This window comes from Ruegeria sp. AD2(2025) (genome assembly GCF_056542385.1).
The window spans coordinates 124,868-151,817 of the sequence record NZ_JBQFZS010000009.1 but is presented as its reverse complement, the minus strand read 5'-3'; the positions used below and the strand labels follow the sequence as shown (position 1 = coordinate 151,817).

The window sequence follows — 26,950 nt, the reverse complement described above, 5'->3', positions numbered from 1 at the left end:
CCGATGAACGCGGAATGGATTGCCGTCGATTGGGGAACATCTCAACTTCGGGCCTGGGCCATGAAGGGCGACACGGTTCTGGATCAAGCCGAGTCCGCGAATGGCATGGCTCGCGTAGCCCAAGGTGATTTCCAATCCTGCCTGATGGAGCTTGTCGAGGCCTGGCTGCCCGCAGTACCGGTGGATGTCATCGCCTGTGGAATGGTGGGCGCCCGCCAAGGTTGGGTCGAAGCACCCTATACCGCTGTGCCTGCGGCCCCGGTATCGGTTGCTCCGTTTCGGGTTCCCGGCACGGATCCCCGAATCCGCGCGTTCGTGGTCCCCGGGCTCAAGCAGATGTCCCCACCCGATGTCATGCGCGGCGAGGAAACTCAGATCGCCGGGTATCTGGCAACCAAAACGAATTGGGATGGCGTGATCTGCCTGCCAGGCACACACACGAAATGGGTACAGGTCAGCGCCGGTGAAGTTGTCAGCTTTCGGACATTTTTGACGGGCGAGCTGTTTGACCTGCTTAAGCGCCAATCGGTTTTGAAACACTCAGTCGGCGATGGTTGGGACGACACGGCATTCAGGGAGACCGTTGCAGATGCCCTGTCCAAGCCCGAGCAAATGGCCGCGCGTCTGTTCAGTCTGCGCGCAGCCGACTTGCTGAACGGCCAGGACAAGGGCACCGCGCGGGCGCGCTTGTCTGGAACGCTGATTGGTGCCGAACTGGCCGCAACCCGGCCATACTGGCTGGGCCAACAGATTGCCATTGTCGGTGCCAAAGGGTTGTCCGGCCTTTACGCTCAGGCGCTTGCCGCACAAGGCGCGTCAGCGGAAATCATAGATGTAACGCAAGCAACATTGGCCGGGCTTGCCCAGGCCCGAAATCTGACGAGGCAAACTGCATGAGCCGTCCTATCATTGCCATCCTGCGCGGGCTAAAACCTGCCGAGGCCACGGCCGTCGGCGGAGCGCTGATCGATGCCGGGATCGATCAGATTGAGGTGCCTTTGAACTCGCCCGATCCACTGCAGAGCATCGGGCTTTTGGCAGACACCTTTGGCGATCGCGCGCTGATCGGGGCCGGGACCGTTCTGACGCCCGATGAGGTCGAACAGGTGGCGGGTGTGGGTGGCAAGCTGATTGTCTCACCCAACTACGATGCCGAAGTCATCGCGCGGTCGGTTGCGCTGGACCTGCAAAGCTGGCCGGGGGTCTATACCCCGACCGAGGCTTTTGACGCATTGAAAGCGGGCGCCACTGGTTTGAAGCTTTTTCCCGGAGTAATGGCAGGACCTGAAGGGCTTGCGGCCATGCGCCCTGTTTTGCCGAAGGGCACGAAGATCTACGCCGTAGGCGGTGCAGGCCCCGAGAATTTTGGCCAGTGGATCAAGGCGGGCGCAGACGGGTTCGGCATCGGATCGGCCCTGTTCAAACCGGGGATGAGTGTGACCGAAATCGCCGAGCGTGCCCGGAACATCGTCGCCGCGTATGACGGTGCGGTTGCATGAGCCAAATCTACGACGACCGCCCCTGCGAGCTGGGCGAAGGACCGTTGTGGCACCCCGAACGACAACAGCTTTTCTGGTTCGACATCATCGGCAATCGCCTTTTGACGCGCGAGGGGGACGCGCCGCGGCACTGGCAGTTTGACGAACATGTCTCAGCCGCCGGATGGGTGGATCGTGACACGTTGCTAATCGCGTCGGAAAGCGGGTTGTGGAAGTTCGGGTTGGAAAGCGGAACGCAAGAGCTGATTGTCGCGCTGGAAGCCGACAACACCCTGACACGTTCAAACGATGGACGCGCGGATCCTTGGGGCGGGTTCTGGATCGGAACGATGGGCAAGCAGGCCCAACCTCAGGCCGGTGCGATCTATCGGTTCTACCATGGGGAACTGCGTCAGCTTGTGCCGAATATCACGATTTCAAACGCGATCTGCTTTGCCCCTGACAAAAGCTGCGCCTTTTACGCAGACACCACAACCAAACAGGTGATGCGACAACCTTTGACCCCTAATGACGGCTGGCCAAACGGCCCTGCCAGCGTATTTCTGGATCTGAATTCGGACGACCTGAACCCTGACGGTGCCGTGGTGGATACCCAGGGAAATATCTGGATCGCCCAATGGGGCGCCGAGCGTGTTGCCGCCTATAGCCCAGCAGGTGATTTCTTGCGCGCGGTCGGGTTTGCCGCTAAACACACCTCTTGCCCGGCTTTCGGGGGGGACGACCTCAGCACGTTGTTTTGCACGACGGCGCGCGAAGGCTTGGGGCAGGATGTACTTGAAACACAACCCACCAACGGCATGGTTCTGGCCGCTTCCGGTATTGGCCGGGGACAGTCGGAACACAGAGTGATTCTATGAAACCGGAACTTGGCGTCTGCTACTACCCGGAACACTGGGCCGAAGAGTCATGGGCGCAGGATGCCGCCCGTATGGTCGAAACCGGATTGACATGGGTGCGCATCGGCGAATTCTCGTGGAGCCGGCTGGAGCCCACCCCCGGCGATCTGCAATTCGACTGGCTGGACCGCGCCGTTGAAACCCTTGGGGCCGCTGGTCTGAAAGTCGTGATGGGCACGCCTACCGCCACCCCGCCGCGTTGGATGCTGGACAAGCACCCGGACATGTTGGCTGTGGACGAAAACGACAGGCCACGCAAATTCGGATCGCGGCGTCACTATTGTTTCAGCCACGCGGGTTATGTCGAAGAATGCAAGCGGATCGCCCGGATCATGGGCGAACGCTATGGCCGCAATCCGCACGTTGCCGCATGGCAAATCGACAATGAATACGGCTGCCATGACACCACGCTCAGCTATTCCCAGCCGGCGCTGGCCGCGTTTCGCGTTTGGCTGGCCGATCGCTACGGGTCAATCGACGCGCTCAACAAGGCCTGGGGCAACATTTTCTGGTCGATGGAGTACAACAGTTTCGACCAGATCGAACTGCCCAACCTGACAGTGACCGAGGCAAGTCCGGCGCATGTTCTTGCCTTTCGTCGCTTCAGCTCGGATCAGGTTGTGGCCTTCAACCGAGCGCAGGTTGAAATCCTTCGACCGCTGACAGACGCGCCGCTGTCGCACAATTACATGGGTCGTGTGCTGGAGTTCGACCATTTCGGCACCGGTGCCGACCTGGATATCGCCACTTGGGATAGCTACCCCATCGGTTTTCTGTCAGATCGGTTGGAAGCAGATGACACCCACAAGGCGGCCTTCCTGCAACAGGGTGATCCGGATATGCAGGCCTTTCACCACGACCTCTACCGCGCCGTTGGGCGGGGTCGATGGTGGGTGATGGAACAACAGCCCGGCCCGGTGAACTGGGCCCCTTTTAACCCCGCCCCCCTGCCCGGCATGGTGCGTCTTTGGTCGCTTGAGGCCGTGGCGCACGGGGCCGAGGTCGTGAGCTATTTTCGCTGGCGGCAAGCCCCAATGGCACAAGAGCAAATGCATGCGGGCCTATTGACCCCTGCCGGCACCGACGCGCCCGGCCTGGCCGAAGCGCAGGACACGGCAAAAGACCTGGCGGGACTAGGCCACCTTGCACCGGCGCGTGCCGAGGTCGCGATCGTATTTGACTATGCCTCGGACTGGGCGTGGAAAACACAGCCTCAAGGGGCAGGTTTCGACTATTTCAAGCTGGTCTTCTCGGCATATCGCGCCCTGCGCCGGGCAGGTTTGTCCGTCGATTTCATATCGGCCGCAGACACGGTCGATCAACACTATAAACTCATTCTGGCCCCCGGAGTAGCCACGGTTGATGGCGATCTGGCGCGGCGGCTGACTGATGGCTGCGACCTTGCAATTATGGGTCCCAGAACGGGAGCAATCACGCGAGATTTCCAAATTCCGCAAAAGGGTCGCCCCGGTCTGGTAGGTTTGGACTGCGACGTTGATCTGGTCGAAACCCTGCCGCCAAATGTCGCGTGCGTGGTCGAGGGTGGCGGAGCGGCGCAGCATTGGATTGATCGGGTGTCGGGCGATGCACAGGAACTGCTATCTTTTACTGACGGGACCTCCGCACTCAAAGGCGTGGCTGGTGTTTGGTATCTAGCGGGTTTCCCGGATGAAACCCTTTGGGACCGTGTCATTGCTATGGCGGCGGAGGAAACCGGGTTGGTTCTGCATCCGATGCCAGAGGGTCTTCGGCGCAGGGAAACGGCGGATCATGAGTTCCTGATCAACTATAACGCTAATCCTGCCATGTGGAACGGCCACACAATCCCGGGCTGCGATGTGGCTCTTTTGAAGAATACCGATAGGCTTCCAGATGCGTAGTTTCAGTACCTTGTTAAAAAAACATATCAATGGGTTTCACTAGCCCTTCCGTTTCTGCACCAAATTTGTTCACCTCTAAGTGGAGTATCCTTCTAGGCTCAACCTGACGCAGTTTGCCTTACCGTAATGTGTTGGACAGGGTGGATGAAGGTCTATGAGTACCAATCAACTTGCGATTGGCAGCTCGCCGCTGGGAGCAGAAGTGTGGAAAAAGAATGTGGTTCATAGGTCTCTAAAAATGGACAGATATTCGACGATGAAAGAGAATGCTCAATTGAGATAACATGCACAGAGTTTTCTTTCCCTACGAATGCGACAACACTGCGTTCCGAAAAGTATGCGTGTAGATCCTTAGGGATGAGTTCAATTGGAAAAGCACACCAGACAAGCTCGTGGGCAATTCAACAATGAAGCTGGAGAGTTGCCAAAAGGCCCGGACCAGGAAGGAAAACAATCACATCACTCGGTCTCGATAAACACTATTTTAGTTGACAGACGGCGGGCTTGACTGTTTTTGAATACCCTCACTAGGTTTTACGAGGCAGCCATATGATACTGCACGCGGATGGTCACTATCAGATCACCTGTGTTGGTAAAGGCTAACAACATCCAAGTACAACGAATGCAATCTAGAAAATGTCAGGGTGATAGAAAGCGGGTCAGAACACCGTTTTCGTTTTCATCAGCGAGTGCGAATGCAACTTCAATTACCATCATCAAACTTTTGACAGAGCCGCTACGAGGACAGGTGCCAAAACAAGCGCCGCCAAGACCCTAAAGACGTGATGCACGCCGACGAATGCAACATCGCGACCAACGCTCACCGCTATGATTGACATCTCCGCCAAGCCTCCAGGTGAATAAGCTAAGACGAGTGCGACCGGGTCTGTCTCCAACGCGTTCGCAACAGCCAATGCGCCTGAGAAGGCCACAGAAACCTGGAGAGCGACAACCATGGCCGCTGCACCTAGAGCTGCGATCAGAGCTTTGATGGGCACTCCGGAAAAACGTGCACCGACATTAATGCCTATGAAAACCTGTACCAACGCGGTCACGGAAACCGGGATCTCGAACTCTGTCCATCCCAGCAAGTGAACGGCCGCGCTGAATAACATCGGCACTACCACAATAGGTGCCGGCAGCTTCACCCTACCCCGTACTAGCATTCCCACAACGATGCATCCGATGATCCAAACCCAATCGTTGAACGTGATGGAAGCCAGCTGTGTTTGAGCTTCTGGTGGAATGACTTCGAAGTCTGCGATCAGGTTGATAAGTAGCGGAATCAGCAAAATTGCCAATGCAATGCGCAACGCATGAACGATAGCGACACGAGCCTGATCCGCACCCTTTTGCTCGGACAGCAACACCATTTCGGCAATGCCACCCGGCATTGCGCAGAGAGAAGCTGTCACTGCATCAAAGCGCGAAATACGTCGTAAAAGGTAGAAACCAAGGACGTACATTATTCCAAGGGCTAACAGTAAGAAGGCCAGTGACACCCACCAAGCACCAAAAGAGGAAAGCAACTCGTGCGTAAAGGATGCGCCCAACATCACACCTACAGTTGCTCTTACCAAGTCCAACATAGGGCCCGGTAGTTTGACAGGAAACTGCTTCAACGACCCGGCGATTGTCACCAACATTGACCCGATCATCCACCCCAGTGGAATGCCTGTAAGCGATACAAACCAGCCAGCAACAACTGCCGTAACTACGATAGCACCATGTTGTGAGAACTTGGCTAAACCTGAAATCAGACCAGTCGCTTCTTGCTGTGCAACACGCCGTCCGCATCGCCGTAAACCCAATCACCAGGATGGAGTTTAACCCCACCGAAGGTCACTGGCTCCCCGATTACGCCCCATCCACGTTTCGCGCTTTTGACGGGGCTGGTCGCCAAGGCGAATACCAGAGTGTCCATTTGATTGATTTCGGCACTGTCTCGAATTGCGGCATTCAGGATAAGACCAGCCCATCCATTTTGGATTGCAAGATCAGCCAACATATCGCCAAGGATTGCAATTCGCGTTGATGCTCCGCCGTCGACAACCAAAACGCGCCCCTCACCGGGTGTTTCCAGTTGCGCCCTAAGTTCCGTGTTATCTTCGAAGCACTTCACAGTCTGTATTTGCGCCGCAAAGAACGGTTTTATCCCGAACTGCCGAAACGGTAGGTGGACAAGTGTGAGCTCTGACGCATGGTGATCGATAAGGTCAGCGGTTTTCATGATGGCTTAAATCCTTCCGAAAGTCTCTTTGAGTTCTGCGACTTGTGCTGCATCCAACATCCGGGTTGGCATGTCCCGCAATGCCACGAGCAGCTTGGCTGTTTCTTCCAGTTCTTCAGCTGCACAGGCCGCCGAGAAGAGATCCTTTCCCGATACGACAGGTCCGTGATTGGCCAACAGAACCGCACTATAGTTGCCACCCAGTTCGCGGATCAGATCACCGGATTTCGGGTCACCCGGCTTGACGTATGGAACCATTTTGACCGTGCCAACACGCATAACCACATACGGCGTAAGCGGTGAAATACAGTCACCTGGATCGGTGTCTGCCAAACAGGACAGAGCAGTAGCCCAGGTCGAATGCAGATGAACCACGGCGCCCGTTTCTGGCCGCGTCTCATAGAAGGCTTGATGCAAGAAAACCTCTTTGGTCGGCTTGTCCCCGGAAACGTGGTTCCCATCCAAATCAATCTTGGCGATACGCTCGGGGTCGATATCTCCCAAGGTCGAATTCGTCGGCGTCATGAGGATTCCGTCATGTAGACGCGCGGACACATTGCCCGCAGTGCCAACGGAAAAGCCACGCGCAAAAAGCGAGGCGCACAGCTCCGACATCTGCCGTCGCAGTGCTTGTTCTTCAGAACTCATTTGCCTGCCTCCATCATTCTCAGTGCTTTCGAGAAGAAATCTGGAGCGCCAAAGTTCCCAGACTTCAAAGCCAGCGCAATGGGTTCAGATTTCCCAACGCTAAGGACTGGCACGCCCGGGTCGATCTCTGGCCCAATTGACATGGCCGGTGATCCCAGTGCCTCAGAGACGGCTTTGGCAACAGCTCCCGACGTCTCCCCTCCTGCCACCACAAGGCGCTTGTAACCCCTATCGGCAAGTTCGCGTGCTACATCTGCAAAGAGATTGTCCAGTTTTTCCGCCACAACATCCTGACCGAATTTGATTTGGATTGCGCGCACATCATCCGGGCTTCCCGATGAATATGCGAGCGGAGCCTGACCCAGATGCGCTTCAAAAAAATCCAGAAGCGTTTGCGTGGTCACATCCCCGGACATGACGCCCGGAACATCAATGGCAAAGCTCGGATGGGATTTCGCATGAATCTCGATCTGCCCGCGGGTCGCACCTGAACAAGAACCCGCAAGGATCGCGGCAGGCCCTGCGATACCAGTGAACGCACTGCCAGCACTTTTGGATGAAGTCTCTCTCAAGAAGTTTCTTGGTAGACCCAGCGCTATACCCGATCCCCCAGTAATGAGCTTGGCATCCTTTAGAGCTTCGCCCCAGGCCAACAATTCCTCATCCGAAATCGCATCACCGATCACAAAGCGTTCGTCTGAGATCTGCAACGCATCAGCAATCGCCTCTGGCCCTTGCTTCACGGTGCCAACTGGAACCAACCCAACCGCCTCCTTGGCCTGATGCTGCAGCCAACGCCTGATGTTCGCATCCGTCATCGGAGTAAGGGGGTGATTTTCCATCCCGGACTCGTTCAACAGCTTGCCGAGCACAAAAAGATGACCGTGATAGACCGTGCGTCCCGTTGTCGGAAAGGCCGGGCAGAAAACCACCTTTTGCGCACCCAGATCGTTGGCCAGCGCTTCCGCAACGGGGCCGATATTTCCCTCCATCGTAGAATCGAAGGTGGAGCAATACTTGAAGATGAACTGCTGGCATCCTTGGTCCGCGAGCCACCTCAACGCACTCAGACTGTCTGCAACGGCTTCCTTGACCGGTGCAGTGCGGCTCTTGAGTGAGATCACACCCGCTTCGATCTCATCGTCGGCTGGGGTCGTTGGAATACCCGGGAACTGAGCCGTTCGTAATCCACCTTCCGGCTCAATACCCTTTGCCAAGGTGTTCGCAATATCACTCGCACCGGTAAAATCGTCCGCTATAACACCGATTAGCATTGAACCTCCATCACTGATTGCCTTCGACGCGCCGTCGGATTTCGTGAATCGCCGCCTGTGGACTAGTCAACACTGGAACCTGTACTGTCTTACGGACATCCTCAACGGCGTCAGACATCGAAAACTGGGCTAGCAGAATAACGTCGGCGTCGCTGATACTTGATGCGGTCTCCGCAATCAGGAGGTTGTGTTGATCTTCGTCGCCTGCTCGCTTTGCCGCCAATGCGCCAGAGCAATAGTATGACGTAATCTCCGCATTGCTGCCACGCGCCCTGGCAGCATCTAGAAATTCCTCTTCCATACCTGCCGCAGCTGGAGGAAATGTATAAATCATTGCGATGCGGTCACCATATGAGAAAGCCGCATCGAACATTGCTTCATTCGGCTTCATGACTGGGATGAGCGCTTCGAAATTTGCTCTTTCGATTGCGGCCCCGAATGCCGAGCAAGTGAACAGCACTCCATCTGCGTCAGCGCCTTCCGCATAACGGCAAAGATCTACGATACGCCGAAAAAGATCGGCGGACAATTCGACTTGCTTAGACCTGTCAAAAGACAACCCTTCTTCTAGGATCGAAATGGTTTCCGCTTCCGGCCAGTGCTCCCGCGCAGCATCTTCGATTGGATCAATCGCAACGCGGGTTGCATGTATCAACGCTAATCTTGGTCGTTTCATAATTGCTCCAGCTCAAGACGGGTGACGCCGCAAAAAGCAGCGCCACCAGTTGATGTGGGCACGCTTGCCCACCGGGAGATGCAATCACGCCGGGATCGTTTCCTTTGAGACCATTTCGGCCACAAGCGTCCCGAAGGTGTCGGTTTTTACGGTGCCACCAAGGTCTCGGGTGCGCTTTGCAGGATCATCGATGATGGCATCAACTGCATCCGCAATGGCTTGCCCAGCCTCCATAAGCTTCGGACTTCCCCTCTGCTCTCCGAGCCAGATGAGCATCATAGCGGCGGAGAGAATAAGTGATGTCGGGTTCGCAACGTTTTGCCCTTGGATGTCAGGGGCAGAACCATGCTGTGCTTGTGCGCAGCAAAGGCCCGTTTCGGCGTTTGCATTGATCGACCCAGCGAGCCCCAAGGATCCCGACAATTCAGAGGCAAGGTCCGAGAGAATATCGCCGTAGAAATTAGTCGCGACGACAACATCATATTCGTATGGTTTTCGAACCAGCAGGGCTGCAAATGCGTCGACAATCAACTCTTCGGTTTCGACTTCAGGGTAGTCCTTCGCCACCTCGCGAAAGCATTCCAGGAACAGGCCGTCGGTCATGAGGAAAGAGTTAGCCTTGTGTATCGCGGCGACTTTCTTCTTCCGTTGCATGGCCAGTTTGAAAGCCTCTCTGCAAATCCGCATTGATCCGTGTCGCGTAATTTTGCGAACCGACAAAGCCATGTCCGGATCGGGCATCATTTCTCCGACGCCCTGGTACATGTTGCGGTCAGGATAGAAGCCCTCTGTCGCCTCACGCATGATCACAAGATCCATCCCAGGCGCTTTGTTCGGTAAAAAGTCACGGCTCCGAGCCGGCCGCACATTCGCATAAAGATCGAGGCCGATACGGAACCCGGCCGAAACGTTGCGACCACCTTCAACGACCGGCGGGTAGTCCATATGGGACTGCGTCCCTAAAATGACCCCATCAAACTCAGTTCGTGCACGTTCCAGCACGTCGTCACGTAGAGTGATGCCGTGGTTCTTGAGGCTGGTAAAACCAGACTCCTCTTCTTCAAACGTCAATCCCAGATCGTACTTCTTGTTGGCGGCCTCCACGACTTCCAAAGTCGCCGCCATGATTTCAGGCCCGATGCCATCGCAGGGCAATGTCATGATACGCATCATTTGTCTCCTTGTTGGCCGAAGCCAGTCATTCTTGAATTCCGGTGGGTTTAATCCCCCACCGATGCCTCTTCGTCATGGCGCTGCGCATCCATGCGGTCCTTAACCCGACGGCCAACAAACATGGGCAATACGAAACCGGCGATTGCGATAAGCCAGAGGATTATTGCGAGGGGGCTTCCCACCAGCGCCAGCCAATCCCCGTCCGAAATCGTCATTGCGCGGCGAAGGTTCACTTCCATCTGGTTGCCAAGAAGGATGCCCAGGATGACTGGCACCAGCGGCACGTCGAGCTTGCGTAGAAGCCAGCCTGCAAAACCGAAACCAACCATGAGCATTACATCGAAGGTGGAGCCCGTTATCGAGTAAATCCCAACGAACGAGATCATGGCGACGACAGGCATCAGAATGCGCGTCGGCACCAGCAACACGCGCGTGAACAACCCGACCAACGGAACGTTCATCAAAAGCAGGATGATGTTACCGATGAACAAGGCCGCGATCAGCCCCCAAACCACGTCCGGATTCTTTGTAAAGAGCAATGGTCCCGGGGTAATGTTAAGTTGCAGCAAAACAGCCAACAGAACGGCGGTAGTCCCCGAGCCCGGTACGCCCAACGAAAGCATCGGCACCAACGCGCCTCCAGCGGCCGCATTATTGCCTGCCTCCGGAGCTGCGACACCGCGTGGATCACCCTTTCCAAAGGATTTCCCATCGCGGTCGACGCTTTGTTTCTCCAGCGAGTACGCAAGGAATGACCCCAGCGATGCTCCGGCACCTGGCAAGACGCCTGAGAAGAAACCAAGACCAGTGCCGCGAGCGATTGAAGGCAAGCAACGCTTGATCATGCCGAAGTCTGGCAAGATGCGCCCAACTTTCGTCGCGCCAGCTGATCCAACGGCACCGCCACGGTGATGTTCGAGAAAAATCAACACTTCACTCAGTGCGAACAATCCAACGATAGCGATCAAGAAGTCGATGCCGTCGAACAGATGGATTTCACCAAAAGTGAAGCGCTGCGATCCTGTTTGGCTATCACTGCCAATCATCGCGATACCCAGTCCTAGTGCAGCCGCGAAAGCAGACTTGGCTTGGTTCGTAGAGGACACACCACCCAGAGTCGCAAATGCGACTGTAAAGAGGACAAAGTACTCCGCTGGTCCGAAAAGCAGCGCGATTTTTACCAACTGTGGTGCCAAAATCACCAAGCCAATTGTTGCGACAAACGCCCCAATGAAAGATGCGATGCCCCCTAAAGACAAGGCTTCGCCGGCCTGACCGTTCTTTGCCATCGGATATCCATCGAGGCACGTCATCATCGCGGGTTCATCGCCCGGGATGTTTAGCAAGATCGAACTAATTCGGCCTCCGTACATGGCGCCGTAGTAGACACTTGTAAGAAGGATGAGAGATGGGATGGGTCCAAGACCGAGCGAGAAGGCAATCGGAATGAGGATCGCGACCCCATTTGCCGGGCCCAAGCCAGGCAATGCTCCCATCAAAGTGCCGAGGAAGCATCCAACGACAGCAAGGAACAAATTTTGCGGTGACAACGCAACCGAGAATCCATCAACAAGAAGTGCAAGCGTTTCCATGGCGACCCCTCAGAACCCCAATGGTCCTTCGGCCAAAGCAAGGCCTAGGATTAGGTGAAAAACGACGTAGATACCGACGGCAGTCAGTAGGCCTACGACGAGCGACCACAGCGGAGCGGTTCCCAGTCGCCAGGTTAGGTATGCAGTCGCAAAGGTTGTCGCGATAACAAACCCAATCTCGGAAAGAGACCAAGCGTACAGAAACATCACGGCAGTGGCGACCAATATCTCGGCAAAGTCGCGCAACCTTGGCCACTTAGGCTCTTCATCCGGGCGGATTATGAAATAGAGCGACGTAAGGCCTAACACGGTGCCCACGATGTAAGGAAAGGCGCGCGGACCTACGACATCTACCATGAAACTGTCTTTGATGATCGATGCGGCCCAAATATAGAATATCGCAAGGGCCAGCCCGAAACCGCCGAAGATGCGGTCACTCATAGTTTCCTCCCAGATTTCCGGAATTTCTTTTAGGTGCCCAACCAGATGCGACCGGTTGGGCACGCATGACATTTATTGGATGATACCGATCTCTTTCGAGAGCTTGGTCACGTCCGCAATACTGCCCTCAACAAAGGTGTACATGTCGTCGCCAAAGTTGTTGAACGGCTCAATGGCAGCTGCTTCTAACTCTGCCTGGAAGCCAGGATCCTCGGTCAACGTAATGATCGCGTTTTTCCAGAACTCTTTGGATTCGTCAGTTGCTCCAGCTGGCATGTAAAGGCCGCGCCAGTTCGCGCCAACGACGTCGAAGCCTTCCTCTTTTGCAGTAGGAATATCTGGATAGTTCTTCAGACGTTCAGGGGCCAGGACCGATATTACACGGATATCACCGGACTCCAGGAAACCCAGCATCTCGGAGAAGTCTCCAGACAGCGCCTCGACCGAACCAGAAAGCAGGCCAGTCATGGCTTCACCGCCACCATCGAACGATACATATTTCATCTGGGTTACATCTTCGAGGCCGGCTTCGCGGGCGACCAACATGGGCTTGATGTGGTCAAAACTGCCCACAGACGAACCACCCGCGATCCCAACTGACTTTGGATCAGCGACAATGTCCTCCATCATCTGAGACAGAGAGGTGTACTTAGAGTCTGCGGGCACGGCGATGGCGCCATATTCAGCTCCGAAAGTGGCAAGAAAGTGCACGTCATCCTGTTGGGCACCTTCGTAAATGCCCTGCGCAATTCGAGCGCTGGTACTCATAGAGGCTGCAACGATGAGGTTGTTGTCTTCGTTGCGCTCTTTCGTGACATGCGCGAACGCAACTCCGCCGCCCCCACCGCTCATATTGGTAACCTGCATCGAGTCTTCGATGATCCCGAGATCGAAAAGGTACTTTGCTGTTGTGCGACAGATGAAGTCCCATCCCCCACCGGGATTTGAGGGCGCAATGCATTGCGGGCTTTCAGCTTTGAATTCGGCGGACGCGCCAGTCACGCCGGCAACGGCTGCCGCAGCAGCTATGACGCCGATGCGAGTAAATTTTATGAACACGGGTAATCCTCCCCAGTTTTCCAAGTGTTTTTCAGCGCGAATCCCGCACTGGCTATTTTGATTGCATATTGGAGCACAAAAAGCCAATCTTATTTTGCTTTTTAATATTTAAAAAACCAAATTAATTGAACGTGCTGCCCCCAATACTTCTTAAGTACATGTTTTATTGTGTATTACAGGAACTTCGACACTCACCTAAAAAGAAAAAATTTCGCTCAAATAGTCATAAAACCAATCTATTTTACGCGAGCATCATCGTCGCAGCAGTGTAAAACTCGCCCATCTTTGGCTTTTTACGTATAGAAAACCTAAAATTTGGCTGTATGTTAGCTGTCAGATGCAATCTAGGTAGGTGAGAGCGGCAAGAGGAGTCAGGCAGACCGATGCGGGCCAGCGAATTGTCAAAGAAGATATCAAACCGTCTTCTGCATGATATCGTTGCGGGTACACTTGAAGGTGGCCAGCACATAAGCGCTCAGCAAGTCGCCGACAGGTATGGCGTATCCAGAACCCCAGTGCGCGAGGCGCTGATATCCTTGGAGGAAAAAGATGTTCTCATCCGCTTGGAAAACCGCGGGTACTTTGTGGCCGACAAGTTGCCTCCAGCCATTAAAGAAAACCTGGATACTGTCGACCCGAGCGAGCTGGACGAATACCAACTGCTTGCAAACGATTGGCTAACAAATGAAATTCCGGAAGAAATTACTGAGCAGTTCTTAAAGCAGAAATACGGCTGGACTAAAGCTAAGGTCGGAGAACTGTTGATCCGCGCTTCTCGAGAAGGTTGGGCTGAGCGCAAAGAAGGCTACGGCTGGCGGTTTCTTCCGGTTGCAAAAACGCCCGAGGCATTTGATGAGATTTACCGGTTTAGAATGGCGATAGAGCCGGCCGCCATGCTGGAGCCCTCGTTTGAACTCGATCACAAAGTCCTGGATGAACAGCGGCGTATTCAGCAGGGAATGCTTGATATGGATATGGACGCCGTGAATGGAGAAGCGCTGCTAGAAAGTGGGGCTTTGTTCCATGAGGAGCTCATCAAGTTGTCCGGAAACCCGTTCTTTCTCATGGCACTCCAACGCGTGAATAGAATGCGACGCCTCATGGAGTACCGAGCCGAGGTGAACCATCAACGATTGATAGAGCAATGTACTGAGCATCTTGAGATCCTTACACTCCTCGAATCCGGCAATACCGTGGATGCCTCCTACAGAATGCGACAGCATTTGAGTGGCGCACTTAAGCGTAAGTCTCCGCTGGCATGGAGTTGGGCTACGGACACTTCAACACCGAGGAAAGCACCATGAGCAATGGGAGCGACGGTCCAAACGGCCGCAAACGAGTCGCGCTTGTGGCGCATGATCAGATGAAAGACACAATGGTCGAATGGGCCAAATCCCACAAAACCGCACTGAGCAAAATGGAGCTTTTTGGGACTGGCACGACCGGCGGGCGAATTGCGGATGAAGTTGGCGTACCTATTAAGCGTCTCAAAAGTGGTCCGTTGGGAGGCGACGCTCAAATCGGCGCTATGATTGCCGAAGGGAAGCTCGACGCACTGATCTTTTTCATTGATCCCCTATCAGCATTGCCACACGACGTCGATGTAAAATCGCTTCTCAGGCTGGCGACCCTTTATAACACTGTTTTAGCGATAAACGAAGAAACTGCATCGGCTGTTATGCGCGGTGAAAAACTATGAGTGTCAATCAAATTGCGGTACGAGCAAACCGGACGTAGCTGTTAGGGTGATTGCGTTTTTCGGGATCAAGGTGGGCTCACCCCTACCCCAATCCCGGCCGGGGTATCGCCCAAGGCGCTTGTAACCCATGTTTCGTATAACTTCGCAACGACACCGACCAGATTCGATCAAAACCATTTCTGAGAGCAAGCAATCCCTTATGGCATACTGCTTATTCGCAATACTCCAGAAAAGGCCGAATGAGATGTTGCAGCTCTGAGACTCGCGGCAGTCTGGTTAACGCTGCCATGCTCCATGCAACCTCACAAGAATAACCTAAAATCAGCTCAGGAACTGTTTGATCACCGCAACTTGTTGCTTTTTGCCATCGGGGTCAGCAACGGTTTTAAGGCGTGTAAAATCTTCGCTCCAATTCGAAGTCCGTATGCGGATCGGAGGGTCAGAAGCCTCGACCACGTCCAAAACGACTGAGGCAACTTGTTCAGAGGTCTGATAGACATCACTTCCTTCCACTCGGCTTTGCGCGCTACCAATGTACTTCTGAAGAATGGGCAGATATTCGTCATCAAGCATCCCGCCGGTTGTTTCGACGTGCTTCAACACATTAGCGACAAATTCCGATTGAATGCCGCCAGGTTCAACAGCTGAGAAATGGATTCCGAAATTCGGCGAGACATAGCAGGCCAGGGCTTCAGTATACCCCTCCACGGCGAATTTTGCGGCGCAGTAGATTTCGTTGAACGGTTGACCCACAAGGCCACCAACGGAAGAGATCGTAATGACGTGGCCCGAGCGCGCAACGCGCATATGTGGCATCACTGCTTTTGTGCAGCGCACAACGCCCATGAAATTCACATCCATAACCCAGGCAACGTCTTCTTCGCTAGCCTGTTCGGTTGTTCGCACAAACCCAGCGCCTGCGTTGTTGATCAATGTGTCGATCCGTCCTTCGGCGGCGATGATCTGATCGACGGCGGCGTTTACGCTGGCACTGTCTTGAACGTCCAATTCAAGCACGTTGAGTATGACGCCTGCCTCAGAGGCAGCGGCATCCAGAGTATCCCGTTTGGCAAGATTACGCATGGTGGCATAAACCGTATGGCCGGCCTGTGCGGCTTGTACGGCAATTTGAACTCCAAGGCCGGTTGATGTCCCGGTGATCAGAATGACTTTGGACATTAGGAAGGCTCCGAATGGCAGAAACGTGTCAATTGCATGTTTCCACGATCTGCTGAGGCGGGTGCTACGTCAACAGCGAGACTTTAGAACGCTCAATGCTTCGTCAAAAGTTGCCACGTTTTCTTCGGCGCGCGCGGTCAGATGCGCACCTTCCAGAAGGGCCAGTACTGCCCGGGCCTCGGCGGCGGAATCGGTGACGCCGAAAATGGACTTGTCATCTTGGCCAAGCGTCAGGATCGCTTCGATCTGCGTGACCATCATGGCACGAAACGTTCTGATTTTTTGGATGACATCTTCCGACAAGCTTTCGCGGCTACTGATCAGCGACACGCACAGGCACAACGTCTTTCCGTCGTTGAGCGCATCCCGGTAGAGGCCAATCAGGGCCAATAATTGCTGGGAGCCGGTTTTATGGTCCTTCCGGATGCGATCGCATTCGGCCTCAAGTGTCTGGTGATAGCGGTCCATCAATGCCGCTGACAGAGCGGCTTTGGTCGGGAAATGGTAGTGAATCGAAGCTTTGCGAATACCCACGGCCTCGGCCAGATCGGCATAGCTGAACCCGTCAAACCCGCGCGCGCGTGCGGCGTGTTCGGCAACATCCAGTAAGGCAGTCTTGGTGTCATTCGTCATTCGTGTTCAAACCCTTTCCGTCACGACCTGGGCCATCGCGTTTTCTGCTGCCTCAAGCGCGCCCTCAAGGTATCCGCCAAACTGTGGCGCGACCTCGGTTCCGGCAAAGATCACACGACCCTCCCAAAGGCGCGCCAATGCATGCGGCAGCCCGTATTGCGGATGAGCGTATAGCGGCTGTTGGTCCTCTTCGATAGAGGTGAAGGGATCAAAGGCCCAATCTTTGACGAACAGTGCTTTGGGCGCTGCCGCTTCAGGCCCAAAGATCCGCGTTAGTTGTTCTGTCAGAGCGTGCCGTAGTCGGCCTTCGTCTTGGCGGGACTGCGGCGGGACGCCAATGAAGCCGAAAAGCGCGTAGGGTCCACCTTCGGCCGGTGATGCGTCGTGGATTTCCACCATTGGACCGCGGCGGCTCATGGCGTCACCGGACAACCCGGCGTCGCGCCAAAAAGGGGTGTCGTAAACGGCAAGGGCCTTGGCCTGACCTGCCATCCAGGTGGCGATCCCGGTCATGGCGGCCAGCGTTTCGGTGGGCAGGGCCGGGGAAAATGCGATCTTGGTAGCAACCCTTGGCGGCAGGGCCAACACAATCTCACGTGCGCGAATGATCTGACCGGAGTCCGTGGTCGCAGTGATCCCGGTCGCAGATTTTTCCAAAGCAACAATTGGCGTTGACAGCATCAGCTGTTTTTCCGGTATCTGCGCAGCTAGCGCATCCGTTAAGGTCTCCAGCCCGCCCTTGAGGCGATAAGACCCCTGCATCGAGGCAAAGCCGAGGCCACGTTCGACCTGGCCGTTTTGATCCTCAAAGCTAAGCGTGCCCGTCGCATGCTGCTCGAACCATTCCAGCCCCAGCCGTTTTATCATCGCGGCGATGCGCGGCTGTCCAGGCCAGAACCACGCCGGACCCATGTCAAAATACCCGCCGTCCAGCTTTTCCGTCAGGATACGCCCACCCGGGCGATCACGTGCCTCAACCAAAAGATAGTCTTGGTTTTGCCCGCCAAACTGATTGGCAAGGCTGAGCCCGGAGAGGCCCGCGCCAATGATCAGCGTGTCTGTTCGCATCGCTTAGAACCCTTCGGAAGCGGGGCGCAGGTCCAGCTCATGGGTCCAGGTGGATTGCGGTTGATGGGCCAGTTGCCAATAGGCCTCGGCGATTTCGTCCGGTTTCATCATCTTCGACGGGTCCAGAGAGTGCAGATCCCTTGAGCGGGGCGTATCGATAATCCCGTCCAGAATGACGTGAGAGACATGCACACCGGCCGGCTGGTACTCGCGCGCCAACGATTGGGTCAGCCCGCGCAGCGCGAATTTCGCAGACGCAAAAGCGGAAAACCGTAGACCGCCCCGCAGTGATGCCGTGGCGCCAGACACAATCAGCGCGCCACCACCACCGCGCACCATCGGTTGCAGAACGGATTGCCCCAGTACGACCAGCGACTGGACCATCGATGTCCACGTTCTTTGATAGTCTTCCAATGTCGTTTCTTGGAATGGCGCAATCAACAGTTCTGCCGTGTTGTGCACAACGATCTTTGGCGGGCCGTGAGCGGCGATCAGTTCAGAAATCACCGGGGCAACGGCATCTGGATTGGACAGATCGATCTGACGAAACGGCGCTGTCGTATGGGCCGGCTGCGTTCGGCCGAGACCAACCGCGGTCATACCGCCCGCCTGAAAGCGCGCAAGAAGGGATTGACCAAGACCAGCACCGGCACCGGCGACAAGCGCCAGAGGTTTGTCGGCACTCATGATTTACGCCTTCGGTGCCTGGGCAAAGGGCAGGTGGCCGGTCTTCATCCAGACCTTCGCCCCTTCCGGACCTGCAACGACCGACAGCACTTCGCCTTCGGGCAGACGCAACCAGTCGTTCTTTTGCAAGACATCACCACCTGATGTCAGCGACCCGTCAATCATCAAAAGTTCGATGCCCCCGGGTGCATTCGATGTCATCTCGGCCCCCGCATCAAGATGGCTGTATGTGACAACCTCGCGGTCATCCTTGTGCAAGGTCGCAGTCGCAACTCCGTTTACCGGCGCGGCCAGTTCGTCAGCCATGGTTTTTCTGAATTGATTTCGGTCATCCATGTCGAACTGCCAAAGTTTGACAAAGATCGTGCAGCCGGGCTCCGAACCGGGTGTATGCGCTGTTGTCGGAGGATTTCGCACATAAGTGCCTTCGGGAAAATCGCCGTGCTCATCCTGAAAGACGCCGTCCAGCACTATAAATTCTTCGCCACCGGTGTGGGTATGAGCCGAAAACTTGCTGCCTGGCGCATAGCGAACAATCGTGGTGGCGCGCGCAACTTCGCCGCCGATCCGGTCCAGCATGCGTCGGTCGACACCTTTCATGGGTGAAGCCTGCCACTCAAGCTGATCCGAGTGAACAACGACGCGGGTGGAGAAATCCGAGTTGAGTTCCATTGTGAAATGTCCTTTCGACTTAAGTGGCAGGTCTTTCTCAGGCGGCGATCGACGGGCGCGCGGCTATTTTAGCACGCCATGCCTGAAGGTTGGTCAGGCTTTCAGGGATTTCAACTTTGGCGAAATCGGCAAAGGCCAGCCCGGCAAAGGCGGTGATATCCGCGACCGAAAAGTTGTCGCCTGCCAGATATTCGTTTTCGGCCAGTACCGCATCCAGATAGGCCATGGTGTTCCCGGCAACCTCTTTCTGTTTGTTGCCCCATTCGGCGCATTGATAGGTTTCCAGATCCGGGCCGAGGCCAGGTGTGGCATGGTGGAAATAGGTGCCGACCGCGTTCAGCAGACCATTTTCGGCACGCAAGTTCATCATCGAGATTTGCGCACGCTCTTTCGGGGTTTCACCGGTTAGGGACGGGCCGTCAAATGTGGCATCGATATATTCAGTAATTGCGTTGCACTGCGCGATGTGTGATCCGTCTTCCAATTCCAAACAGGGAACGGCTGCATCGGGGTTCTTGGCTCTGAACTCAGGTGTGCGATGTTCGCCTCCCATCACATCCACAGGTATGAACTCTACTTTGTCCGATGCGCCTTTTTCGGCCAGCGCAATTCGGACACGGGCGGGGTTCGGGAAACCTTCAACGTCATAGATTTTCATCTGAGTACCTCTGTCAGGGGTTATGTTTAACAATTTCTACCTATTGATAGGTAGAGATCTTTGCAACCTTTTTTCGTTCTTTTCGATAAAAAGACAAACACATTAAATTCAAATCTCTCTGGTGGTTTCTCGGGGTCTATCTGGCGCTGAATCACTTCCTGACACCGAATTTAGCCGGAACAGATTCGGTGTCAGCGCCATAAACCAAGGTAACAAAGCGTGCTGCGGCCAGAGTTCTCGAGAACCGAGTGGCAGCATTTGTCTATCTCAGCCAGCCAACCCCAGAATGATCATACTCCGGCAGGGTTTTATTAGTGTTAATTTGTGGGTGCACACGCATCTGCGTGCGGGTCGGAATCGGTGCACAGGGCACGCCTCCGGTATCTAACAGGCCTATGGCGTCCTGAAACGCCTAATGGCCGCAAAAGAACTTGCGTCAATTGCAATCGTGCGTTGTGATTCACTTCGCGCAATTCCGGCGTCTTGAAACGAGAATCATCAACTGTGTCCATGCGCGCCATAGCATATGTAAAACCGGCCCAGTGTTTGTCCTGTATGACTGCCACGGAAACAAAGCAATATTGGGTCTCGTGGAAAAATTAAATGATTGATTTTGTATCTTTTTCCTCAAATTCGTTGTCGACAGAGTTATGCCCGTCCATGTCGGACCCCCAAAAGAAAAGGCACGACTATGTCCAGCACGGTCAGGGTTATCGCTTGCGCTTCGCCAGCACGTTCGCCGTGCAACAAAGCGACCGCTGTTGCATGAGCGGCCTGAATATTCTCAGTTTTGTTAGAACTTACATTTTTGAGCTGCCCTCCGGAAAAGGCATCTGTCACCGATCAACGTTACTCAACATGTGCGTAGTTTCGCGCATGACCAATGTTTTTCTGGACATGGCGATTGATTTCCACTTACCTATCAATAGGTAGCTTCTAAGAAAATCAAATTGGAAATGGAGCACGCCATGTTTGATTTTGCGAACCTCAAGAAAATCCGCAGTCTGGCAAAGGCCACCTCTGAACCCAAGTTTACTTTCAAAGCTTTGGATTGTGCTACGCTCAGAGACGTTGCAACATCAAAGAAGAACAAAAAATTGATGGCGCGGGCAGCCACGCTGACGACACAATGCAGATACTGCCTTGAAGCCCATCGTATGGCGGCAACCGCGGTAGGCGTTGGTAAACAAGAAGCGGCAGAAGTTGTATTTATTGCCCCCGCTCCACACTCCGGTGGTTCTGACTCACGGAACCCACCCGACTTCCGGCTAATTTCAGTGCGGAATCGTCACAGGGCCTTGCATGCCCGCAATAGAGAAGGACAGTGGTTTGAAATTTTATGACAGCAAAGGTCTGCCCAACCCTGATCGTGTTCGCATAGCGCTGGATGAAAAAGGCATTCTGGATCAGGTCGAGATCATTCAAGTGGACCTATGGAAGGGTGAACATCGCACACCCAGTTTTCGGGCCAAGAATCCCTCTGTCACCATCCCGCTGTTGGAGTTGGACAACGGCGTTGCGATTTCCGAGACAACCGCGATCACTGAGTACCTCGACCATCAATTTGAAGGAACAATCCTCACCGGACGTGACCCACAAGACCGTGCCATCATCCATATGATGCAGCGGAGGGGAGAGCAGAAGATCGTGGATGCGATCGGAACATTTTTCCATCACGCTACACCGGGTTTCGGACCAGCAATTGAGTTGCACCAGTACAAGGGTTGGGGGCAGATGCACAAGGAAAAGACGCTGGATGGGATGCGCTATTTCAACGAGGTGCTTAAAGCCCATCCCTTTGTGGCGGGTAAGGCGTTCTCAATGGCCGACATTACAGTATTCACCGGACTGAACTTTTCAGAGGCATTTCCAAAAGTAATGGTCCCCAAAGAATGTACCGCACTGCTTGCGTGGAGACAGGAAATGTTTCGGCGGCCAAGTTGCGCCTTTGCTCTTCAAGATATAACGGAGAACGCCTGATGGGATCGTGCAAAGATAGAATCCGGCAGGATTTCATTGTCAGAGATGTATCAGATTTCCGGGAAAGGTTTGGTGACACCGGACCGGCAATTTATGCCAAGTCGGCGCCCATGCTAAGCGAGCCAATGCAGCGGTTTGTCGGGCTATCGCCCTTTTGTGTGGTATCTTCGCAGGATGCGCGCGGGAAAACCGATATATCCCCGCGAGGTGACAGGCCAGGCTTTGTCGACATTATTGACCCTGGGCTGTTGCTCATCCCGGATCGACCAGGCAATCAGCGATTTGATACGTTTTGCAATGTGCTGGAAGATCCGCCGGTTTCTGTTCTGTTTTTGATCCCTGGTGTTTTCGACACAGTGCGGGTGAATGGAAATGCTCTGGTAACAACAGACCCAGATCTCTTGAAGGGTTCAGCTATCAAGGGGCGAGTGCCAAAGGTTGGTTTACTAGTTGAGATCGAAGAAGCTTTTGGCCATTGTTCTAAAGCGATCCGTCGTGCCGGCTTGTGGGGCACCGAAGCTCAGATCGACCGAAAATCTGCTCCGAGCCTTGTCGAACTGATGATGAGCCATCTTAAGGTATCCAAATCGGATTGGGACGCGCAGGATCAACGGATTGAAGCTGACATAAATGATAACATGTACTAGCCCTAGAGAAGATCACCTGATCACTAGCTGTCCATCTAGAAAACGAATGAGCTATGCAAGTCACCAAAATAACAGGATTTATTGGTGCGCAAATCACAGGTGTAGATCTAAAGGACTCGATTACACCAGCCATATCGTCTGCCTTGAAGGGGGCGCTTGGCGCGCATCATATGATCGTACTGCCCGGGCAACATCTGGATATCGAAGCGCAAAAGCGATTGACTTCAATATTTGGTAACTTGATGCAGTTACCCTATGTACAGCCATTGGCGGGCGACCCTCATGTGATTGCGGTGCTCAAAGAGGCGCATGAACAGAACACCGGTGTTTTTGGCGGCGAATGGCATACTGATTTCAGTTTTCTTCGCAGCCCACCTGCGGGGTCAGTTCTGAATGCCATCGAAATCCCAAAAGTCGGCGGCGATACGGTCTGGTCGGATCAGACTGCTGCGTATGAAAGCCTACCACCTGATCTCAGGTCTTTTGTCGATTGTCGTATGGCCGTTCATGTAGGCAAACCATACGGTGTTCGCCACGCCCCACCCGGCGTTGATCGGGCCAATAGTTCGATCAAGATGACTAGAGGCGAACCCCAAGCAGACAAAGAGGTGCAGCACCCCGCCGTCATTACCGATCCGGCAACTGGGCGTCGCGCGCTGTTTATAAACCCAGTTTATGTGGTGCGTTTTGCCGACATGACCGAACAGGAAAGCGCACCTTACCTTGCAGCACTCTATAAACATGCTACCCGGCCTGACTTTTCCTGTCGCCTGAAATGGCAAGCCGGGGATGTCACCATCTGGGACAATCACATGACTTTGCACTATGCAACGAATGACTACGACGGGATGCGTCGGTTGTTGTACCGGACCACTTTTGCGGGCCCTGCACCGTGCTAGAACCGGATCAGCCGTTTACCTCCAAAAGGGGCACTGGTCAGAGCTTGATTCCGACCCTGAGCACGCCAGCGCGAGAGTCTTTGATGCGGTCGAAGTCAACCGCCTGACCCATCTGAATGCGTCAGGCCTTCCTGCGAAACTACACCATCCCCCGCGGCGATTTCTGAGACCTTGCGTCGAAAAATCATAACAGAGCGAGCGAACTATCAGAAAATCTATGTGCGTTAAGGGTACTGCGGCACCGGAGGCAAATTGGACGAGATGATGGCTTATGGAGGGTACGTTGAACGCATTCCCGGCGCACCTTATATTCTCTTCTTTCTGGGTAACGCTTTTTGCTCGGATCGGTGCACATGAAATCGGCGCGCTTTATCCGACGGTCGACTTTTGCTGATACTTTGAGAAATTTATCTGGCAGGCTTACGGACTGGACCGCCGCGCTCATATGGCTGAGTTTGTGTTTGGAAAGTACGACCGATTTCTCTTTGTTCCAAATACAAATGATCCGCTGCCGTATGAAAAAGTACGCCAAATCGCTCCGTGGCTGAACTTACATCTCGAGAGCCATGCACTACCGAGATACTCAAAGTGGTTCTAACGCCCTAGGACAAAAAAGGCTTTGGCATGTATCGCAAGAACACTAAGCTGATCAATTTTCATGGCTGGTATCTGACGCGTCAGCTCCAATCACAAGCGAATGCCGCAATCAACACCAACAAAACTGAAGGAGAATCCTGATTGAATTCGGTATCGCGCGACTTGCCTATTTCGTTATTGATTGTGGTGCCTGCGGTGCCGCGACCGTTGTTCCGAGCGTCATACACGGCCAACGTCCGGATACAAAGATCGGAATTTGATGCCAGATTTTAGGCATTGAGGTATAGTTTGATCTCGAGTGACCATCTCCGATACCGAACTAACCCATTTAACGAGTTTTCCTGACGACGCTCCAACTACCACACCCCCAGTTCAAACAGTATTCACAACAGTTAAAATCGCCGCCGTCACGATTAGCACAATGCCAATCTCGTTATGCAGTTTGTGCATTCCAAAGCTTCCACGGTCCAATGTTATCAATCCGGTAATCACGGCCATCCACAGCAAGCTTCCAGGAAAGAATAAGAACATCAGACACATCAGAGGACCACAGTGTCGGACACAGTTTAGTCCGTAACGCAGTCCTTCGATGAATGAGCTTCGCAACGAACTAAACCGGCTAATCATCTTTTGCGATTTCATGGGGCTGAGCTGATACAACCCGATCGCCAGCAGCATGATGGCACCGATAATCCATCCATTGAAGAACAGGAAAGGAGACGTTTGAGCATAGCTTTGCAGCAAATAACCGAAGGCGTGAAATGCGAGCCCTGCCAAAAGCCATGGGACAGCATAACCCAAAACGGCACCTGCTGACATCCGACCTTGGTGCCTGAGGTTTACGAACGCTATGGGTCCCATCATTGCAACCAGCATCAATAGCCAGCTTGAGAGAAACCCAAGCCCTCCGGCAATCCAGCCTTGCTCTAGATTGAAGCCGCAGATGCTGGCCAATAGTCCGACTTTGGTCCAGTCGCCATGGTTAAGATAGATGGCGTAGTTTGTTTGTTGCAGCAGCAGCAGTATTCCCCAGGCGCCAGCAACAAACAGAAGGTCGAGGTCGAGGAGTTTTACCTTTGCGAGTGCGTACATCGCAGTTCCTTCCTTTGACGGCCTGCGTGTCTTGCCGAGCAGAGGCCGCCACTGGACCGAAGTAACCGTCAGGCGGCTTTCTTAGTGCTGCAGAAGCAAGAAGAATAGATTTCGCGATCAGCGCGGCTGAGGGCGAAATCTAGCTGAGGCTTGATCATCGCCGCCTCTTTGTGTTTGCCCATCGCGAGGTAGCAGTCGTGCAATCCTTTTAAAGCCCAGACGTTGTTCGGGTGCCGATTTGAGCGGATACACGTGTCGTTCATACCCAAATCAGCCTCGTAAGCAGCGGCGGCCTCCTCAAAATGGCCTTGCTCAAGAAGTAGCGCCCCAAGGGGATGGCGGCTGGGCATCATCCAGGGCCAGGGTTCGTCATAAGGCAGCGCGTCTTCCAGCTCTACGGCTTTGCGCAGACGGACGAAAGCAATGTCATAGTTGCCCCGGTGATACTCAACCTCCCCATTGAGCATTTCACGAGCGACTTCGAGTATCTGCTGACAAGACACCACGTGAATATGCCGGGTCTCAGGCACCGTTGCCAAGGCCTCTTCAAACATGCGACGTGCCTCGTCAGCTTTGTCGTGCTGTTTCAACGCAGCGTAAGCGATGCCTTTGCCGTACCAGTTGAGCGCGGTTGTCATCGAGTATTCCGCCGCGTTTTCCGGCAGTGGCTCATCAATCAGCTGCTGCCAACGCCCAAACCGTACAAGCGCATGGGTCTTGATCGACATATATCCTTCCAGCCAATCTGCCATCGGTGGATCTTCACAGCGGACCAGTGCATCAGGGATTGTTTTCATCATACCCTCGACGGCCTCTATCGCGGGCTGGTATTGCCCGAGGAACATTGCGCCGTAGAGTTTGAAGTGATAGTTGTGAACCCGATACATTGAATAGAAATTCATAGCCCCGGATTTCTCCCAGTAAATCTCGTCTGCAATAATTCCCTTGTGATTCCAGACCACGACATCCTGATAATTGCCACAAAGCACATCGATGTGCGTGGCCATGTGTGCAAGATGCCCAGCAGAGGGGATTAACTCCCGCAACTCATCTGCATAACGCAGCGCCACTTCAGGGGTCGGTGACATCTCCATCAGGTGGATATAAAGGTGCAAAAGGCCAGGATGACGATCCCGGCCACGGGCTTCAACCTTGTCCAGCGAGTCCTCCAGCACTTTGCGGCATTCCAGTGTATCACCATCGGGATTTGGCTCGCCTGAACGCGGATCCCACATCTGCCAGGGTGTGCGGTTCATCATTGCTTCCGCAAACAGGGTCGCTACATCCGGGTCATCCGGGAACTGCTCATATACACGGCGCATTTCATTCGAATAGGCAGCGGACCAAGCATAAAGATCGGGCACTGGTTCATTCGATTGATACCGGCTTTCCAGTGCGGTGATCAGCGCTTTTTCGACATCCGACGCACCCTCAATGACAGCCTTGGCCTTTTCGATTGCCACGCGCGATTGTACCAGCGTGTCCAGCACCTGCTCGGGTGTAAATAGCTCCCATGGTTTGTTGTAATTCGGACCAATGATGTAAGCGAGGCCCCAATATGCCATAGCGCAGTTAGGATCTGCCTTGACTGCATTCTCGAAGCACAGACCGGCTTCTTCATGATGATACCCGAAAATCCAATTCAGCCCGCGATCAAACCAAACCTGCGCCTCCTTGGACGACGTGGTGATCGGTCGGCTATAGCTTCCGAGATCATATGGATAGTCCAGCATAACATTCCTCCGTGCTTCCTGTATTATAGAATTGCTTT

At 54.2% G+C, this 26,950-nt stretch carries 28 protein-coding genes; 11 read left to right on the top strand and 17 right to left on the bottom strand.

Going from position 1 to position 26,950, the window contains the following annotated elements:
* Positions 1-3: 3 nt before the first annotated feature.
* The 4 genes from ACR1XV_RS17005 to ACR1XV_RS16990 are packed head-to-tail and all read left to right on the top strand — an operon-like array spanning position 4 to position 4,275.
* Positions 4-897 carry a 2-dehydro-3-deoxygalactonokinase gene (locus tag ACR1XV_RS17005; protein WP_480533483.1) on the top strand — a complete coding sequence of 298 codons (894 nt, stop codon included), beginning with the start codon at positions 4-6 and terminating at the stop codon, positions 895-897.
* On the top strand, positions 894-1,499 hold the full coding sequence (locus tag ACR1XV_RS17000; protein ID WP_480533481.1) for a 2-dehydro-3-deoxy-6-phosphogalactonate aldolase: 606 nt from the start codon (positions 894-896) through the stop codon (positions 1,497-1,499). The genes ACR1XV_RS17005 and ACR1XV_RS17000 overlap by 4 nt, the downstream gene beginning before the upstream one ends.
* Positions 1,496-2,356 (top strand): SMP-30/gluconolactonase/LRE family protein, encoded by an 861-nt coding sequence (locus tag ACR1XV_RS16995; protein WP_480533479.1) that lies wholly within the window; start codon positions 1,496-1,498, stop codon positions 2,354-2,356. Before ACR1XV_RS17000 ends, ACR1XV_RS16995 begins: the two co-directional genes overlap by 4 nt.
* Positions 2,353-4,275: a beta-galactosidase gene (locus ACR1XV_RS16990; RefSeq protein WP_480533477.1), complete on the top strand. Its 1,923-nt coding sequence runs from the start codon at positions 2,353-2,355 to the stop codon at positions 4,273-4,275. The genes ACR1XV_RS16995 and ACR1XV_RS16990 overlap by 4 nt, the downstream gene beginning before the upstream one ends.
* A gap of 716 nt (positions 4,276-4,991) precedes the next feature.
* On the opposite strand, the gene ACR1XV_RS16985 is transcribed toward ACR1XV_RS16990, so the two are convergent.
* The 9 genes from ACR1XV_RS16985 to ACR1XV_RS16945 all read right to left on the bottom strand — a co-directional run bounded on the left by ACR1XV_RS16985 (position 4,992) and on the right by ACR1XV_RS16945 (position 13,368).
* Complete coding sequence (locus tag ACR1XV_RS16985; protein ID WP_480533475.1) at positions 4,992-6,086, bottom strand: AbrB family transcriptional regulator; 1,095 nt, start codon at positions 6,084-6,086, stop codon at positions 4,992-4,994.
* Positions 6,032-6,505: a ribonuclease E activity regulator RraA gene (rraA, locus tag ACR1XV_RS16980; RefSeq protein ID WP_480533473.1), complete on the bottom strand. Its 474-nt coding sequence runs from the start codon at positions 6,503-6,505 to the stop codon at positions 6,032-6,034. The genes ACR1XV_RS16985 and rraA overlap by 55 nt, the downstream gene beginning before the upstream one ends.
* A gap of 6 nt (positions 6,506-6,511) precedes the next feature.
* Positions 6,512-7,153: a 3-oxo-tetronate 4-phosphate decarboxylase gene (gene otnC, locus ACR1XV_RS16975; protein WP_480533471.1), complete on the bottom strand. Its 642-nt coding sequence runs from the start codon at positions 7,151-7,153 to the stop codon at positions 6,512-6,514.
* Positions 7,150-8,427: a 3-oxo-tetronate kinase gene (gene otnK, locus ACR1XV_RS16970; protein WP_480533469.1), complete on the bottom strand. Its 1,278-nt coding sequence runs from the start codon at positions 8,425-8,427 to the stop codon at positions 7,150-7,152. The genes otnC and otnK overlap by 4 nt, the downstream gene beginning before the upstream one ends.
* Positions 8,428-8,437: 10 nt before the next feature.
* Positions 8,438-9,103, bottom strand: coding sequence for an aspartate/glutamate racemase family protein (locus tag ACR1XV_RS16965; protein ID WP_480533467.1), 666 nt, complete (start codon positions 9,101-9,103; stop codon positions 8,438-8,440).
* 84 nt (positions 9,104-9,187) lie between these two features.
* Complete coding sequence (locus tag ACR1XV_RS16960; RefSeq protein ID WP_480533465.1) at positions 9,188-10,273, bottom strand: isocitrate/isopropylmalate dehydrogenase family protein; 1,086 nt, start codon at positions 10,271-10,273, stop codon at positions 9,188-9,190.
* 50 nt (positions 10,274-10,323) lie between these two features.
* A complete protein-coding gene (locus tag ACR1XV_RS16955) occupies positions 10,324-11,868 on the bottom strand; it encodes a tripartite tricarboxylate transporter permease (RefSeq protein ID WP_480533463.1) in 1,545 nt (514 codons plus the stop codon).
* 9 nt (positions 11,869-11,877) lie between these two features.
* Complete coding sequence (locus ACR1XV_RS16950; RefSeq protein ID WP_480533461.1) at positions 11,878-12,309, bottom strand: tripartite tricarboxylate transporter TctB family protein; 432 nt, start codon at positions 12,307-12,309, stop codon at positions 11,878-11,880.
* A 72-nt stretch (positions 12,310-12,381) separates the two neighbouring features.
* Positions 12,382-13,368, bottom strand: a complete 987-nt coding sequence (locus ACR1XV_RS16945; protein WP_480533459.1) for a Bug family tripartite tricarboxylate transporter substrate binding protein — start codon at positions 13,366-13,368, stop codon at positions 12,382-12,384.
* A 383-nt stretch (positions 13,369-13,751) separates the two neighbouring features.
* Here ACR1XV_RS16945 and ACR1XV_RS16940 point away from each other — a divergent pair, with 383 nt between their 5' ends.
* Both ACR1XV_RS16940 and ACR1XV_RS16935 read left to right on the top strand, forming a co-directional pair.
* Entirely contained in the window at positions 13,752-14,672 is a 921-nt protein-coding gene (locus tag ACR1XV_RS16940; protein ID WP_480533457.1) for a GntR family transcriptional regulator, read from the top strand.
* Positions 14,669-15,067, top strand: coding sequence for a methylglyoxal synthase (locus ACR1XV_RS16935; protein ID WP_480533455.1), 399 nt, complete (start codon positions 14,669-14,671; stop codon positions 15,065-15,067). The genes ACR1XV_RS16940 and ACR1XV_RS16935 overlap by 4 nt, the downstream gene beginning before the upstream one ends.
* Before the next feature lie 321 nt (positions 15,068-15,388).
* Here the strand turns inward: ACR1XV_RS16935 and ACR1XV_RS16930 are convergent, their stop codons facing one another.
* The 6 genes from ACR1XV_RS16930 to ACR1XV_RS16905 form a co-directional block, all read right to left on the bottom strand.
* Positions 15,389-16,246 (bottom strand): SDR family oxidoreductase, encoded by an 858-nt coding sequence (locus ACR1XV_RS16930; protein WP_480533453.1) that lies wholly within the window; start codon positions 16,244-16,246, stop codon positions 15,389-15,391.
* A 69-nt stretch (positions 16,247-16,315) separates the two neighbouring features.
* Positions 16,316-16,879, bottom strand: coding sequence for a TetR/AcrR family transcriptional regulator (locus tag ACR1XV_RS16925; protein ID WP_480533451.1), 564 nt, complete (start codon positions 16,877-16,879; stop codon positions 16,316-16,318).
* Positions 16,880-16,885: 6 nt separating this feature from the next.
* Positions 16,886-17,947: a flavin monoamine oxidase family protein gene (locus tag ACR1XV_RS16920; protein WP_480533449.1), complete on the bottom strand. Its 1,062-nt coding sequence runs from the start codon at positions 17,945-17,947 to the stop codon at positions 16,886-16,888.
* A 3-nt stretch (positions 17,948-17,950) separates the two neighbouring features.
* Positions 17,951-18,634, bottom strand: a complete 684-nt coding sequence (locus ACR1XV_RS16915) for an SDR family NAD(P)-dependent oxidoreductase (RefSeq protein WP_480533447.1) — start codon at positions 18,632-18,634, stop codon at positions 17,951-17,953.
* A gap of 3 nt (positions 18,635-18,637) precedes the next feature.
* Positions 18,638-19,306 (bottom strand): cupin domain-containing protein, encoded by a 669-nt coding sequence (locus tag ACR1XV_RS16910; RefSeq protein ID WP_480533445.1) that lies wholly within the window; start codon positions 19,304-19,306, stop codon positions 18,638-18,640.
* A 37-nt stretch (positions 19,307-19,343) separates the two neighbouring features.
* Positions 19,344-19,964, bottom strand: coding sequence for a glutathione S-transferase family protein (locus ACR1XV_RS16905; RefSeq protein ID WP_480533443.1), 621 nt, complete (start codon positions 19,962-19,964; stop codon positions 19,344-19,346).
* A 603-nt stretch (positions 19,965-20,567) separates the two neighbouring features.
* Here ACR1XV_RS16905 and ACR1XV_RS16900 point away from each other — a divergent pair.
* From ACR1XV_RS16900 to ACR1XV_RS16880, 5 genes are read left to right on the top strand one after another with little or no spacing between them, the layout of a single operon-like run.
* Entirely contained in the window at positions 20,568-20,897 is a 330-nt protein-coding gene (locus ACR1XV_RS16900; RefSeq protein WP_480533441.1) for a hypothetical protein, read from the top strand.
* A gap of 35 nt (positions 20,898-20,932) precedes the next feature.
* Positions 20,933-21,307, top strand: a complete 375-nt coding sequence (locus ACR1XV_RS16895) for a carboxymuconolactone decarboxylase family protein (protein ID WP_480533439.1) — start codon at positions 20,933-20,935, stop codon at positions 21,305-21,307.
* Entirely contained in the window at positions 21,294-21,944 is a 651-nt protein-coding gene (locus ACR1XV_RS16890; RefSeq protein WP_480533437.1) for a glutathione S-transferase family protein, read from the top strand. Before ACR1XV_RS16895 ends, ACR1XV_RS16890 begins: the two co-directional genes overlap by 14 nt.
* Positions 21,944-22,591, top strand: a complete 648-nt coding sequence (locus ACR1XV_RS16885) for an MSMEG_1061 family FMN-dependent PPOX-type flavoprotein (RefSeq protein WP_480533435.1) — start codon at positions 21,944-21,946, stop codon at positions 22,589-22,591. The genes ACR1XV_RS16890 and ACR1XV_RS16885 overlap by 1 nt, the downstream gene beginning before the upstream one ends.
* A gap of 53 nt (positions 22,592-22,644) precedes the next feature.
* On the top strand, positions 22,645-23,490 hold the full coding sequence (locus tag ACR1XV_RS16880) for a TauD/TfdA dioxygenase family protein (RefSeq protein ID WP_480533433.1): 846 nt from the start codon (positions 22,645-22,647) through the stop codon (positions 23,488-23,490).
* A 969-nt stretch (positions 23,491-24,459) separates the two neighbouring features.
* Here ACR1XV_RS16880 and ACR1XV_RS16875 read toward each other — a convergent pair.
* Complete coding sequence (locus ACR1XV_RS16875; protein ID WP_480533431.1) at positions 24,460-25,179, bottom strand: copper chaperone; 720 nt, start codon at positions 25,177-25,179, stop codon at positions 24,460-24,462.
* A gap of 68 nt (positions 25,180-25,247) precedes the next feature.
* Complete coding sequence (locus ACR1XV_RS16870; RefSeq protein WP_480533429.1) at positions 25,248-26,912, bottom strand: hypothetical protein; 1,665 nt, start codon at positions 26,910-26,912, stop codon at positions 25,248-25,250.
* Between the last annotated feature and the right edge of the window lie 38 nt (positions 26,913-26,950).